Below are 13,370 nucleotides of genomic sequence, written 5' to 3'. Positions count from 1 at the left end.
GAAACGGGCTTTGGCTGGGAATGGCCGCGGGGTCGTCTGCCTGTGCACGCTCGGGTGCGCGAAGAACGAGGTGGATTCCGAGAAGATGCGACGTCGTTTGAGTGCGGCGGGCTATACGTTTTGCGATGATGCGGCAGCTGCGGATGTGGTCGTTGTCAACACCTGCTCGTTTATCCAGGCTGCCACCGAAGAGAGCATTCAGGCAGTTCTCGAAGCTTTTGAGCTGCCTCAGGTGGTCGAGGGGCGCGGCGCTGTCGTGGTCGCTGGGTGCATGCCGGCACGATACGGTGCTGAGCTTGAACGGGAACTGCCCGAGGCGGCCGCCTTCGTGCCCTGCGCTGATGAGTCTCGCATCGTTGAGGCGGTGGATCGGGCAATGCCCGCAGCGCCATGTGAGCAGGTACGTGCCGTTGCTGCGGCGGCGGACGCACCGGTGTTTTCCTACGTGAAGATATCCGATGGGTGCGATCGGCGCTGCGCGTATTGCACCATTCCCGATATTCGAGGTGCGTACCACAGCTTTCCCTTCGACGACATCGCGGCTGATGTGCGCGCTGCGATCGAGGCGGGGGCCCGTGAGGTGGTCCTCGTGGCGCAGGATACCGGTCGTTGGGGCGCCGATCTGGGGGAGAGGCATGATATCGCGTGGCTCTTAGCTACGCTTGCCGATGCGCATCCTGAGACGTTGTTCCGCATCATGTACGTGCAGCCAGATGGGGTCACCGATCGCCTCTTGGAGACCATCGCCACGCATGAGAACATCGCATCATATCTGGACGTGCCCATCCAGCATGTGGACGCTTCTCTGCTGCGTGCCATGCGTCGCGGTGGAGACCGCCAGCGCTTCGAGCAGCTTGCTGACCATATTCGCACGCAGGTGCCCAACGTTACGCTGCGCACGACGCTGATCGCCGGGTTTCCCGGTGAAACCGAAGCGCAGTTCGATGAACTGCTCGATTTCGCTGCATCAGGGTGTTTCGATTATGTCGGCGTTTTTCCGTATTCGCGTGAAGAGGGCACTGAGGCGTTCCACCTTGAGGGCCAGCTCAGCGAGGATGAGAAGGAAAGGCGCGCGCAGGTGCTTCGCGACACAGCCGATGCAGCCAGCGCGCATGCCGTCTCGCAACGTTGCGGGCATGTCGAGCGCGTCTTGATCGAAGGGGTCGAAGAGGATGGCCAGCTGTTCGGCCGCACGCAACAGCAGGCGCCCGAGGTGGACGGCGTCACCTACGTAGATGCCGGTGATGTGGGTTCCTTTGTCAAAGTGATGATAGAAGATACGCTACTCTACGATATGGAGGGCTCGGTGCGCCATGAATCGAGCTAACTCCCAGAAAAGCCAGCTGCTCATGCCAGCCAACATGGTGACGCTCGCGCGGATCTGCTTGGTTCCCGTGTTCGTGGTGGCGCTGCTCAGCCCCTGGCCCGATTGGCTCGGGCTGCGCGCAGTGATCAACGATGACGTCAAATCGCTTGTTGCTGCGGCGGTGTTCGTGTTCATATCGTGCACCGATTGGCTCGATGGCTACTTGGCGCGGAAGCGCAACGAGGTGACCGATTTTGGCAAATTCGTGGACCCGCTTGCCGATAAGATCTTGGTAGCGGCGGCGTTGCTTGCATTGGTGCAGTTGCAAGTGTTGCCATCGTGGCCCGTCTTGATCATCTTGACGCGCGAGTTCATCGTTGCCGGTGTCCGGATGATAGCGGCGAGCAAGCACGAAGTGATCGCAGCGAGTTGGTACGGCAAGGCGAAGACGGTTGCGCAGATTGTGGCCATCGTGCTGTTCTTGGTGAAGGATAGCATCTCGTTTCCCAACGCCGATGACGCCCTTCATGATCCGCTCTACCTGACCTCATGGCTGGTGATGCTGATCGCGCTGGCGCTCACCATCATCTCTATGCTCGATTACATCGCTCAAGCGCGCCATCTGCTCGGATTTGGCGCGGCGGCGTTTTCCGATGAGGGGGCGCGCGCGGGAACGGATGATATTCGAGAGGATGAGGTGAGCGATCTTGCTTGCGCGCTCATTCGCGATGCGCGCGAGCGCAAGGTGAGCCTTGCTACTGCGGAGAGCTTGACCGGCGGTATGATATCGTGCGCGCTCACGAGCGTACCGGGGAGCTCGGCCGTGTTTCAAGGTGGGGTGGCCAGCTACGCGATTCAGGCGAAGGAGCGCGTGCTTGGCGTTGATGCGCGCACGCTTTCCACTGAAGGCGTCGTGAGCATCCCGGTAGCGGTGCAGATGGCTCAGGGCGCGCGTTCGTTGCTGACCGCTGATCTGGCTGTGGCGGTGACCGGCATCGCTGGGCCTGGTGGGGCCGAACCGAGCAAACCGGTGGGCACGGTGTGCCTTGCGGTCTGCGGCGCTGAGCATACCGTGGCTCACGAGCTTCATCTCGAGGGCGACCGCGATCACGTTCGCCTTGCGACCACCTATCATGCCCTCCGCGCTCTCCATGATGCTCTTCTTGAGCGCTGAGGTATGAGCGGCGCTCGATGTAGATAAGAGCGAGATCAGATGCGCGTTGGTTCGCATGGGTGATACGAATGCGGTCGTGTCGGTGTTGCGTTCGAGTGCATGAGCGAGCAAGCCAGCGATGCAGTGCAATTCTCAGAGGATCGAGCAGGCAGATCGTGAGGCGGATGCGCCAGAACGGAGCGCTACGATGGGTCAAGGGGCATCGTCTAGCAATCAGACCGATTCCTCTTGACGGTCAAACAAATGTTCGTGTACCATACGTACGCGAACGCACCGGAAACGTACGAGATGCAAGGAGCGCACCATGGGTCAATCAAAAGAAGAGTTGCTCAAGAGCACTACCGACCAAATCGAAAAGAAATTCGGCCGCGGTTCCATCATGAAGCTAGGGGAGGGCGGAGCCGATCTCTCGCTCGGCGTCATTCCCACCGGCGCGCTGCCGCTCGATGTCGCGCTCGGCATCGGTGGCGTTCCTCGCGGGCGCATCATCGAGGTATACGGCCCCGAATCAAGCGGCAAGACCACTCTCGCACTCCAAATCCTTGCTGAGGCTCAGGCATTAGGGGGCATCGTTGCGTTCATCGATGCAGAGCATGCGCTCGATCCTGTGTACGCTGCACGATTGGGCGTTGATATCGACGAGGTGCTGATCTCTCAGCCCGATACTGGCGAACAGGCGCTTGAAATATGCGATATGCTCGTTCGCTCGGGTGCGGTCGATTGCGTTGTGGTTGACTCGGTGGCGGCATTGGTGCCCCGCGCGGAAATAGAAGGCGAGATGGGTGATACTACCGTTGGCCTTCAAGCACGTCTCATGTCTCAGGCGCTCCGCAAGCTGGCAGGTTCGCTTTCCAAATCGAATACCACGTGCATCTTCATCAATCAGCTTCGCGAGAAGATCGGTGTCATGTTCGGCAACCCGGAGACCACAACCGGCGGCCGCGCGCTCAAGTTCTTCTCAAGCGTGCGCATCGATATTCGTCGTATCGAATCGATCAAGGTTGGTGGAGAGGCGGTCGGCAATCGCGTGCGCGCGAAGATCGTGAAGAACAAGGTAGCGCCGCCATTTCGTCAAGCTGAGTTCGATCTCATGTATGGTGAGGGTATCTCCCGTGAGGGCTGCATCATCGATATGGCCGTCGATTGCGGCGTGGCGAAAAAGAGCGGTTCGTGGTACACCTATGGCGAAGAACGTCTTGGGCAGGGAAGGGAAGCGGCTAAGCAAACGCTCCACGATAACCCTGAATTGCGCAACGAAATAGAGGCTAAGGTGCGGGAGAGTTTCGATGTTCCCCTCATCGAAACCGATCTGGCAGGGGATTCGGCACAACCTGCTCCTAAAGACGGAAAGTAGCCATGGAGGTAGATATCGAGACGCTCGGCGCAACCGAGCAGCAAGATGCCGCGTTCGCCAAGGTGCTGCGGTGCGCGAGCGCGGCGGAGCAATCATCGTTGAAGATGCGCAAGAAGCTCTCCGACGCCGGGTTTTCTTCCGACGCCATTGAGTTTGCTCTCCAGAAAGCGCAGCGGGTTGGCGCTATCGATGATGTGCGGTACGCCGAGTGTCTCGTGCGCTCTCATGCCCTTGCTGGAAAGGGGATGGAATTCGCGAAGCGAGAAGTCGCGGCGCTTGGTTTAGACATCGATGACCTTGAAGCATATCAGGCATACCAGGATGCAGGAGAGCATGCGCACATCGAGGCGGCGTACGATATCCTCTCGCGTCACCCGATCCGCGCTCGGGATGCGCGCGCTGCAGCGTTTCGCAAGCTCCTTGCAAAGGGCTATCGTGGAGATATCGCATCCAAAGCGGTATCCCTCTGGATGGAACAGCGTGATAATGGGGTATAATCAAACAAGATTTGAGCAAATGTGCGCCGCGTGCGCTTGATATAGAGACAATCAAACAGTGTCGTACGCTTGCGCTTGCGTGCTTTTGCTCATGTCGGCTTTAGCCGACTTTTTGTTTATATACCAAGCGCACCTCCGAAGGGACGTGCAAGAAGGGAGAGCATACCGTGGAGATCCTACTCATAGCGATCGCGGCGGTTATCGGAATCGCTCTCGGCATCGTCATCGCGCGCATTGTCACTAGGTCCGCAGCTTCTCGGGCGGCAGACGAAGCGCAATCCGTGAAGAAAAAGGCGGAGAGCGACGCGCATGAGATGATCGAGAACGCGAAGAGCCGTGTTGAAAACATGCGTCGCGAAGCAGAATTGGAAGCGAAAGATCAAGCCCTGCGCTACAAGCAGGAAGTCGATGCTGACAACAAGGAGCGGCTCAATGAGATACGCGCTGCTGAGAACCGCGTGACGCAGCGTGAAGAGTCTCTTGATCGCCGGAGCGAGTCGCTCGATTCTCGCGAGCATCAGATCTCATCGCTTCAAGGTCAAGTAGAGAGCCGCGAACGCAAGGTTGCCGAAGCCGAAGCTGATGTGAACCAGAAGCTCGAGCGGGTCGCAGGCATGTCGCCCGAAGAAGCGAAGATGGAGCTGCTCGATACCATTCGCGACGAGGTGACCCATGAGTCGGCAGCCATCATCCGTGAGGCTGAAACGCGCACGAAGGCCGAAGCTGACAAGAAAGCTCGCATGATCCTCAGCCTTGCCATTCAGCGTGTTGCAGCCGATCATACGGCTGAGTCCACGGTAACGACCATCCATATCCCCTCCGATGACCTCAAGGGCCGCATCATCGGTCGCGAGGGACGCAATATCCGCTCGTTCGAGCAGCTTACCGGCACCAATCTCATCATCGACGACACACCGGAGTGCGTGACCATCTCATGCTTCGACCCGGTTCGTCGTGAGATCGGGCGCGTTACCATGGAGAACCTGATCGCTGACGGGCGCATCCATCCCGCACGCATCGAGGAGATGTACGATAAAGCGGTGAAGCTGGTGAGCCAGCGCGTACACGAGGCGGGCGAGCAGGCTGCTTTCGATACTGGCGTGCATGACCTCAATCCCGAACTGGTGAACACGTTGGGACGGTTGCTCTATCGCACTTCATATGGGCAAAACGTCCTCAATCACTCGCTTGAGGTCGCCTATCTTGCGGGCGTGATGGCCTCCGAGCTCGGCCTTGATCCTGTATCGGCAAAACGCGCTGGTCTTCTCCACGATCTGGGCAAAGCGGTCGACCATGAGGTGGACGGCAGCCATGCGGTACTCGGTGCCGATCTGGCGCGTCGTTATGGCGAGAAGCCGGAAATCGTGCATGCTATCGAGGCACATCATGAGGATGTTGAACCCAACACCGTGCTCGATGTGCTCGTTCAGGCCGCTGATGCCATATCCGCCGCGCGTCCCGGCGCGCGCAAGGAGACGCTCGATGCCTATATCAAGCGCTTGGAGAAGCTCGAAGAGATTGCAAACAGCTATGAGGGCGTAGAGCGCACGTTCGCTATCCAAGCGGGTCGGGAAGTGCGCGTGATGGTTGAGCCTGAGGTGGTTGATGAAGCGCAAGCGGTGGTTCTCGCGCATGATATCGCCCATCAGATCGAGACCGAGACGCAGTACCCTGGCCAGGTGAAGGTTGTCGTCATCCGCGAGAGCCGCGCCATTGACTACGCGAAATAACGACGCATCCGCACAGCTCGCTTCGTTCATTGAGGATGCGATCGGAGACGATAACCTTCGCATAGACTGCGAGTTCGGCCACGGTTTTGTGCGACTGAAAACCAGCGAAGCCGAGAAGCGTCAGGCCGCTCAGGATATTCGTTCGTCGGAGGATATCGTCATCGAATTGCTCCGCAACGCGCGCGATGCGGGTGCCAGTCACGTTTTTCTGGCAACGCAGCGAAGCGAGCAGGTGCGCTCCATCATCGTCATCGATGATGGATGCGGCATTCCTGACGATATGCGCGATCGCATCTTCGAGCCGCGTGTCACCTCGAAGCTCGATACCGCCAATATGGATCGCTGGGGCCTGCATGGCCGTGGCATGGCGCTCTATTCCATTCGGGTGAATGCACAGGAAGCTTGTGTCGTCGATACCGTTTTGGGAGGCGGAACCGCCATCTCTGTGAGCGCGGATATGCACCACCTCACAGAGAAGAGGGATCAATCGACGTTTCCTGCGTTCGAGGTGGTTGATAACGCTCTGGTGATGCGCGGACCTAAGAATATCGTGCGCACGACAACCGAGTTCGCCCTCGAGCACAAGGACACGGTGCAGGTGCATTATGGGAGCGTTACCGAGATCGCTGCCGCTCTCGCTGCATTCGGAGCGGCTACCATAAGCCCAGTGGCGCGCGCATTCGGACGAAACGGGGCCGAATGCAAGCTCGTGCAGCGCCTTGCGCTTGCCACCGACCCCGAAGAGTTCGCACAGCTGGCATCAGGGCTAGGTCTTCTTCTCTCAGCGCGGTCAGCTCGGCGCATCATGGATGGCCAGATCGCGCCTCCGGAAACGCTGTTCGAGCGCATCAGCGCAGAAGCGCTCCCGCAATCGAAGCGCGACGCTCCGACGAAGCGTCGGCTCAAGTCGGGAAAGCCAACGCTTTCCACCCGCAAGCTTGCCGGAGAGGATCTGACCGTGTTCGCCGATCAGGTGAGCGCTGCGTTCGATGAGATGGCTTCAAAGTACTTCCTCAGATCGGATGTGCCGGTGACCGCTCACGTGGTCGATGGGGTGCTTCGCGTTGATATCCCGCTCGTTGAAGAGGACTAACGGCGCTTTATTTGCGAAACCGCCTGTTGAACGGTAGAATTGACGTTCCGACGGCATGCGCGGCATGCGCGCAGAGAGTATGAACGCACAAGAAATGCTCACGAAACGGACAAGGAACGCACGTGGCTAACGACCAGAAACCTGAGATCGGCTGCCTTAAGGTATCCTCGAAATCATCCCCTGCCTCCGTTGCTGGCGCCATTGCCGGCATGATCAAAGATGGCTCTCCTGTTGAGATCCAGGCGGTGGGCGCCGGAGCGGTCAACCAAGCGGTGAAGGCTATTGCCATATCGCGTGGCTTCCTCTCCCCGGTCGGCATTGAGATCGCCTGCGTGCCCTCCTTTGCCGACATCGTTATCGATGGGGAATACCGCACCGCCATCCGGTTCGCGGTCGAGCGTAAAGCCACTACAGCGGCTGCTCCCATCTCCGATCAGGAATCTAATTCCTAACGACGCACGGCGCTCAATGACGGTGAGTCTCAACGATTGTACCTATTGCGTTCTGACGTTCGGATGTCAGATGAACAAGCATGATGCCGAACGCGTGAGCGGCATGCTCGAAGCGCTTGGCGCTGTTCATGTACCGACTCTCGAAGAGGCGGATATTGCCGTTTTCATGACGTGCTGCGTGCGGGAGGCCGCAGAAGTGCGTCTTTTCGGTCAGATCGCGTCATGCAAGAATGTGCCCGTGCGCACCGGCTCGCCTCTTGCCCAGCGCATCATCGCGATAGGAGGCTGCATCGGGGAGCGCGATGGCGACGAGCTCTTGACGCGCTTTCCTCATGTGAGCGTCGTCTTCGGCACGCACAGCCTCGCATCCCTTCCAGGCATGCTCAAGCGATGCCTTTCCGATCGCGTCCGGCAAAGCGACACCTCTGATACGGCGGATGCGTTCTCGACCGATCTCCCGACAAAGCGAGAGCATGCTTGGGCGGCATGGCTTCCCATCATGACGGGATGCGATAACTTCTGCTCCTACTGCATCGTGCCATATGTTCGCGGGCGTGAACGGTCGCGAACGATCGAGGATGTGGTGACCGAGGCGCAGCGCTACGTCGATGCAGGCGTGAAGGAGATCACCTTGCTCGGGCAGAATGTGAATTCGTTCGGGCGCGACCGTTATGGGGCACCCCGTTTCGCCGAACTGCTGCAGCGCATCGACGCGACCGGCATCGAGCGCTTGCGCTTCGTCACCAGCCATCCGAAAGATCTCAGCGATGAGGTCATTGCCGCCTTCGCCGATCTGCGCTCGTTGATGCCAGCATTGCATCTTCCGTTCCAGTCGGGATCCGATCGCATCCTGCAAGCCATGAACCGCTCTTATACGCGCGCGCACTATCTCTCGCTGATAGCGAAGCTCAAACAGGCTTGTCCATCTCTTGCGCTTTCGACCGATATCATCGTCGGGTTCCCGGGCGAAACCGAAGAGGATTTCGGAGCTACTTGCGAGATGGTGTGTCAGGTAGGTTTTTCTCAGGCTTTCACGTTCATCTACTCGCCACGCAGCGGAACGCCAGCGGCGCAGATGAGAGATACGCTGCCGCGCGAAATCGTGCAAGAGCGTTTCGATCGGCTGGTCGCGCTCGTTCAAGAAGAGGCGTATCGCTTCAACAGAGCAGCTCAGGGACGCACCCTTGCGGTACTCGTGGAAGGCGTCTCGAAACGCGATGCGCGCGTCTTGGCGGGGAAAAGCCCCCAGAATCAGACCGTGCATGCCGCATTGCCGGATGATCTGGATATCGAGCAGCTCATCGGCACCATCGTGCCCGTGCGGATCGACGAGACGAAGACCTGGTACCTTTCTGGCGAGGTCATGCGTGGATGATCCTATGCGCCCGATAGCATGCATCGTCGGGTCGACCGCTTCGGGAAAGTCTGACTTAGCGCAAGCGGTGGCACTTGCGCTGGATGGCGAGGTGGTCAGCGCTGACTCCATGCAGGTGTACAAGCGCATGGACATCGGGACCGGCAAAGTGCTTCCAGAACAGCGCCTCGTGCCCCATCATGGAATCGATCTGGTCGAGCCGAACGAACCGTATTCTGCGGCGCTGTTCCAACGCTATGCGCGTCGCACCTTCATGTTGCTAGCAGATGCGGGGAAACGCGCGGTTTTAGCTGGCGGCACGGGGTTTTACGTGCGCGCTGCGCTTGATGGGTATGAGTTTCCTGCGGGAGAGCAGGCGGACAATCCGCAGCGGGAGGCTTACCAGGCGTTTCTCGAAACGCACGGTCCGCATGCTCTCTGGGAGCGCTTGCGTCAACTTGATCCACGCAGTGCTGATGCGATCCACCCGCATAACGCCAAGCGGGTGATCCGTGCGCTTGAGATGGCTCATGAAGGCGTGAGCTACGCGGATCAGGTGAGCAGGCTCAAGAGCATCCCCCAAGTCGTGCCAGCGCGCATCGTGGGGCTTGCCGTCGATCCCGCTGTTCTCAACGAGCGGATAGAGCGCCGAGTCGATCGCATGCGGGAAGCGGGGCTCGTTGGAGAGGTGGAAGACCTTCTCCATCATGGTTTTCGCGACAGCTTGACCGCGCCTGCTGCGATAGGCTATAAGGAGATCGTCTCTGCCCTTGAGGGAACGATCAGCCTTGATGAGGCATTCGACGACGTGAAGCGCGCTACCAGGCGTTATGCGAAACGGCAACGTACCTGGTTCAGGCGCGATGAGCGCATCCACTGGATCGAGGGAACGGAGAACGACCAGCAGCGCATGCTCGATGAAGCGCTGCGCGTTTTTGCAGATGAAGCGAGCTGACACGACAAGCAAGGAGCTCTAGAGATGACCGCTTTTTCAAAAATGAACGGACTGGGCAACGATTTCGTGATGTTCGATGGCATGAAAAGCGACGTTTCGCTCACTGAGCGGCACGTTGCGCGTCTCTGCGATCGACATTTCGGCATTGGGGCGGATGGCGTCATCGTTGTGCAGCCGTCCCCGCGCGCGGAATGCGCGGGCTACATGCACTACATCAATGCGGACGGAACGCTCGCGCAGATGTGCGGCAATGGCGTGCGGTGCTTCGCCAAGTTTCTGGTGGATCATGGATACCTTGATGAGCAGGCCGATGAATTCATCGCCGATACCATGGCCGGACCGCGCCGTATCCGTTTCACGCGCGATGCAGCCGGGAAGCTCGCACAGGCGAGCGTGAGGATGGGCGTGCCCATTCTTGAGCCTGCCGAGATTCCGGTGGCAAGCGCTGCGAGCGCGGTCGCTCCTGATGGGCGCTCCTACGTGCGTGAGATGCCCCTTGATTCCCCGTGGGGGACGTTTGCGTTCACATGCGTATCCATGGGAAATCCCCATGCGGTCTGCTTCATCGACTCCTTTGATGATATGCCCGCAGATGCGTTTGTCGACCCTACCTCACGATGCCTTGCAAGCCTTGACGTTGCCAAGATCGGCGCCTTCTTCGAATCGCACCCAGCATTCCCGGAGAAAGCGAACATCGAATTCGCTGAGATGACCGATACCGGTATTGCGATGCGCGTGTTTGAACGAGGATGCGCGGAAACGCTCGCATGCGGAACGGGCGCCTGCGCCGTTCAGGTTGCTGCGGTTCTGACACAGGGGACGAGCAAGCAAAACGAGGTGCATCTGCTGGGTGGCACCTTGCGCATAGCGTGGCTTGATGATGGCGAGGTGGAAATGACCGGTCCGGCGGCCTGTGCGTATACCGGTACCGTCGATCTGAGCGCTTATGACAAATGAACCCATGCATCCGATATCTCATCAGCAGCGCGAACGCGCTGTTCTTGTCGGCATCGAGCAGGCGGCAAGCGCCTATCCGGTCGAGACGTCGCTTGCGGAATTAGCGCGATTGGCGGATACCGCGGGCGCCGATACGGTAGGCACGACAGCGCAGCGCATGACCTCGCCTCATCCGAAAACGTTTGTCGGCAGCGGCAAGGCAGCGCAGATAGCCGAGATGGCGGAGACCTTGCACGCTGATGTGGTCATCTTCGATGACGAGCTGACCCCTTCGCAGCAGTCGAACCTGGAGCGCATCGTGGGGCGCGATGTGAAGGTGATGGATCGCACGGCGCTCATCCTTGATATCTTCGCGTTACATGCCAAGACGCGTGAAGGGCGCCTTCAGGTGAAGTTGGCGCAAAACGAATACCTCTATCCTCGGCTGCGCGGTATGTGGGCGCATCTCGCATCGAACCGTATGGGCGGCGGCGTGGGATCGCGGTTTGGAGAAGGGGAGAGCCAGCTTGAGGTTGATCGCCGTATGGTGCGCAAGCGCATCACCTCCATCAAGCGAGAGCTCGCGCATCTCGAGCGCATTCGTTCTGTGCAGCGAGAAGGCCGCTACGAGAGCGGCATTTTCAAGGTAGCGCTGGCGGGATATACCAATGCTGGCAAGTCAAGCCTGCTGAATCGGCTTTGCGCTGCTGAGGTGTACGCAGACGATAAACTGTTCGCCACGCTCGACTCCACCACGCGCCGTCTCGTTCTTCCCGAGGGCAGAGAGATCACGATCAGCGATACTGTTGGTTTCATTCAGAAGCTGCCGACCACGCTCGTAGAAGCCTTCAAGTCGACTCTTGAAGAGATCACGCACGCCGATATGATCCTGCATGTCATCGACGCCTCGTCAGAAGATCATCTCATGCAAGTCGAAGCGGTCGACGAGATACTCGGCCAGATTGGTGCTGAAACGATACCGCGGATCGAGGTGTTCAATAAGAGCGATCTGCTCAGTGCTCAACAGCGTGAGGTCATCGCGCTGAGGCATCCACATGCGGTACAGGTGTCGGCTGCGACCGGAATCGGGTGCGAAGCCTTGATCGGCCGCGTTGCAGCGGCTGCTGCGGCTGCGGACACCGTTATGCAAGTGCTAATCCCGTACACAAGGGGAGAGGTGGTCTCGCTTGCCCATAAACGCTGCCGCATACTCTCAGAAGAGCACACCGTAGAGGGAACGGTTCTCGAAGTGCGCGTACCAGCAGGGCTGATGCCCGCTTTCAGCCCTTACGAAAGAGCGAACTGAAGTTTAGATGCGTCGAAACACAGCCACCACTTTGCCTGCGATGAGGCAATCGTCAACGAAAATGGGCTCCATGGATGAGTTTTCCGGTTGAAGGCGAATGCGATTCTTCTCCTTGTAGAAGCGCTTGACCGTAGCGCCATCACCGATGAGAGCGACGACGATCTCGCCGTTGTCGGCCGTGGGTTGCTCGCGCACTACCACGTAATCGCCGTCGTTGATACCGGCTTCAACCATGGAATCACCGTGCACCGAAAGCGCAAACGAGGGCGCATCACCGACGATATCGGTCGGCAGAGCTATTTGGTCGGTGATGTTCTCTTCGGCAAGAATAGGCATGCCGGCTGCCACGTCCCCCACAAGAGGAACGCTGACCACCTTGCCGAACTCCGGCGTCAGGATGGTGGCAGGAGCATCGTTGAGCGCATACGTGAGCGATATGGAACGCGATTTCAGCGGATCTCGTTTGATATAGCCCTTCTCTTCGAGGGCCTTGAGATGGACATGCACCGTGGAAGGCGAGGACAGACCGAGATCTTGGCACACCTCGCGGACGGTAGGCCCGAACCCCTTCTCGCGGATATGCTTCTCGATATTGTCGAGCACCGCTTGCTGCCGCTTCGTGATCTTCGCGCTCACAGGAGCCTCCTTGATCCTTGGCCCACGTAAAGAACCTTTGTTCGGAATTATAACCGCGAACATTGGTTCTAGCAAGAAAAAAATGCGCAATCCGCTATCATGGAAACAAGGGAAGAGAGGAACATGATATGCGTTGTCCGGAATGTGGGTATGAGGAATCGAAGGTCATAGATTCGCGCTCTGCAGACGAAGGCAGCGCGATCAGACGTCGGCGCGAGTGCTTGCGCTGCCAAAACCGCTTCACAACGTATGAGCGCCTTGGCGAGCGTCCTCTGATTGTTCTCAAATCGGACGGTTCGCACGAAGCGTTCGATCGTCAGAAGCTCTTCCGTGGTCTTTTGATCGCTTGCGCGAAACGTCCCGTCGACCCTGACCGCATCGATGCCATCATCACCGATATCGAAAGCTCGTTGCGCATGTCGGGAACTGCTGAGGTGCATTCCAAGGATCTCGGCGAGATGGTGCTCGCGCGCTTGGCTGGCATTGATGATGTTGCCTACATCCGCTTCGCAAGCGTGTACAAAGACTTCAAAGACGCCGAGGAATTCAGCTCTGCACTGAAAGGTCTGGAATAGTC

General features: G+C 58.7%; 13 protein-coding genes. 12 read left to right on the top strand and 1 reads right to left on the bottom strand.

The genetic code is table 11. The annotated features are described in order from the left end of the window. Window positions 1-10: 10 nt before the first annotated feature. From rimO to hflX, 11 genes are all read left to right on the top strand, one after another. Window positions 11-1,327: a 30S ribosomal protein S12 methylthiotransferase RimO gene (gene rimO / locus NFR19_RS05695; protein ID WP_251212825.1), complete on the top strand. Its 1,317-nt coding sequence runs from the start codon at window positions 11-13 to the stop codon at window positions 1,325-1,327. Further along, a complete protein-coding gene (pgsA, locus tag NFR19_RS05690; RefSeq protein WP_251212824.1) occupies window positions 1,314-2,480 on the top strand; it encodes a CDP-diacylglycerol--glycerol-3-phosphate 3-phosphatidyltransferase in 1,167 nt (388 codons plus the stop codon). Before rimO ends, pgsA begins: the two co-directional genes overlap by 14 nt. A 304-nt stretch (window positions 2,481-2,784) precedes the next feature. Further along, a complete protein-coding gene (gene recA, locus NFR19_RS05685) occupies window positions 2,785-3,834 on the top strand; it encodes a recombinase RecA (protein WP_251212823.1) in 1,050 nt (349 codons plus the stop codon). A gap of 2 nt (window positions 3,835-3,836) precedes the next feature. Further along, window positions 3,837-4,331 carry a regulatory protein RecX gene (locus NFR19_RS05680; protein WP_251212822.1) on the top strand — a complete coding sequence of 165 codons (495 nt, stop codon included), beginning with the start codon at window positions 3,837-3,839 and terminating at the stop codon, window positions 4,329-4,331. Window positions 4,332-4,498: 167 nt separating this feature from the next. Next, window positions 4,499-6,061 carry a ribonuclease Y gene (rny, locus tag NFR19_RS05675; RefSeq protein ID WP_251212821.1) on the top strand — a complete coding sequence of 521 codons (1,563 nt, stop codon included), beginning with the start codon at window positions 4,499-4,501 and terminating at the stop codon, window positions 6,059-6,061. Next, complete coding sequence (locus NFR19_RS05670; RefSeq protein WP_251212820.1) at window positions 6,045-7,154, top strand: ATP-binding protein; 1,110 nt, start codon at window positions 6,045-6,047, stop codon at window positions 7,152-7,154. Before rny ends, NFR19_RS05670 begins: the two co-directional genes overlap by 17 nt. Before the next feature lie 122 nt (window positions 7,155-7,276). Beyond that, on the top strand, window positions 7,277-7,606 hold the full coding sequence (locus NFR19_RS05665; RefSeq protein WP_285813459.1) for a stage V sporulation protein S: 330 nt from the start codon (window positions 7,277-7,279) through the stop codon (window positions 7,604-7,606). Window positions 7,607-7,622: 16 nt separating this feature from the next. Next, complete coding sequence (gene miaB, locus NFR19_RS05660) at window positions 7,623-8,981, top strand: tRNA (N6-isopentenyl adenosine(37)-C2)-methylthiotransferase MiaB (protein ID WP_285813458.1); 1,359 nt, start codon at window positions 7,623-7,625, stop codon at window positions 8,979-8,981. A gap of 4 nt (window positions 8,982-8,985) precedes the next feature. Then, window positions 8,986-9,915: a tRNA (adenosine(37)-N6)-dimethylallyltransferase MiaA gene (gene miaA, locus NFR19_RS05655; protein ID WP_251212818.1), complete on the top strand. Its 930-nt coding sequence runs from the start codon at window positions 8,986-8,988 to the stop codon at window positions 9,913-9,915. A gap of 24 nt (window positions 9,916-9,939) precedes the next feature. After that, on the top strand, window positions 9,940-10,872 hold the full coding sequence (dapF, locus tag NFR19_RS05650) for a diaminopimelate epimerase (protein WP_251212817.1): 933 nt from the start codon (window positions 9,940-9,942) through the stop codon (window positions 10,870-10,872). A gap of 4 nt (window positions 10,873-10,876) precedes the next feature. Then, window positions 10,877-12,157, top strand: a complete 1,281-nt coding sequence (gene hflX / locus NFR19_RS05645; protein WP_251212816.1) for a GTPase HflX — start codon at window positions 10,877-10,879, stop codon at window positions 12,155-12,157. Window positions 12,158-12,160: 3 nt separating this feature from the next. Here the strand turns inward: hflX and lexA are convergent, their stop codons facing one another. Continuing rightward, the gene (lexA, locus tag NFR19_RS05640) at window positions 12,161-12,793 is read right to left on the bottom strand and encodes a transcriptional repressor LexA (protein ID WP_251212815.1); all 633 of its coding nucleotides are present in this window, start codon (window positions 12,791-12,793) and stop codon (window positions 12,161-12,163) included. Between the two features lie 128 nt (window positions 12,794-12,921). Here lexA and nrdR point away from each other — a divergent pair, with 128 nt between their 5' ends. After that, window positions 12,922-13,368: a transcriptional regulator NrdR gene (gene nrdR / locus NFR19_RS05635; RefSeq protein ID WP_251212814.1), complete on the top strand. Its 447-nt coding sequence runs from the start codon at window positions 12,922-12,924 to the stop codon at window positions 13,366-13,368. Window positions 13,369-13,370: the final 2 nt, after the last annotated feature.

It is taken from the genome of Adlercreutzia murintestinalis, assembly GCF_943192905.1.
Classification (GTDB): Bacteria; Actinomycetota; Coriobacteriia; order Coriobacteriales; family Eggerthellaceae; genus Adlercreutzia_A; species Adlercreutzia_A murintestinalis.
The sequence above is the reverse complement of the archived record's forward strand: the minus strand, read 5'-3'. Positions and strand labels throughout refer to the sequence as shown.

What these genes read in the sequence shown, in the direction of transcription:
- pgsA (WP_251212824.1), top strand. Translation starts at nt 1,314, where the DNA reads ATGAATCGAGCTAACTCCCAGAAAAGCCAGCTGCTCATGCCAGCCAAC.
- recA (WP_251212823.1), top strand. Translation starts at nt 2,785, where the DNA reads ATGGGTCAATCAAAAGAAGAGTTGCTCAAGAGCACTACCGACCAAATC.
- NFR19_RS05680 (WP_251212822.1), top strand. Translation starts at nt 3,837, where the DNA reads ATGGAGGTAGATATCGAGACGCTCGGCGCAACCGAGCAGCAAGATGCC.
- miaB (WP_285813458.1), top strand. Translation starts at nt 7,623, where the DNA reads ATGACGGTGAGTCTCAACGATTGTACCTATTGCGTTCTGACGTTCGGA.
- miaA (WP_251212818.1), top strand. Translation starts at nt 8,986, where the DNA reads ATGCGCCCGATAGCATGCATCGTCGGGTCGACCGCTTCGGGAAAGTCT.
- dapF (WP_251212817.1), top strand. Translation starts at nt 9,940, where the DNA reads ATGACCGCTTTTTCAAAAATGAACGGACTGGGCAACGATTTCGTGATG.
- hflX (WP_251212816.1), top strand. Translation starts at nt 10,877, where the DNA reads ATGCATCCGATATCTCATCAGCAGCGCGAACGCGCTGTTCTTGTCGGC.
- nrdR (WP_251212814.1), top strand. Translation starts at nt 12,922, where the DNA reads ATGCGTTGTCCGGAATGTGGGTATGAGGAATCGAAGGTCATAGATTCG.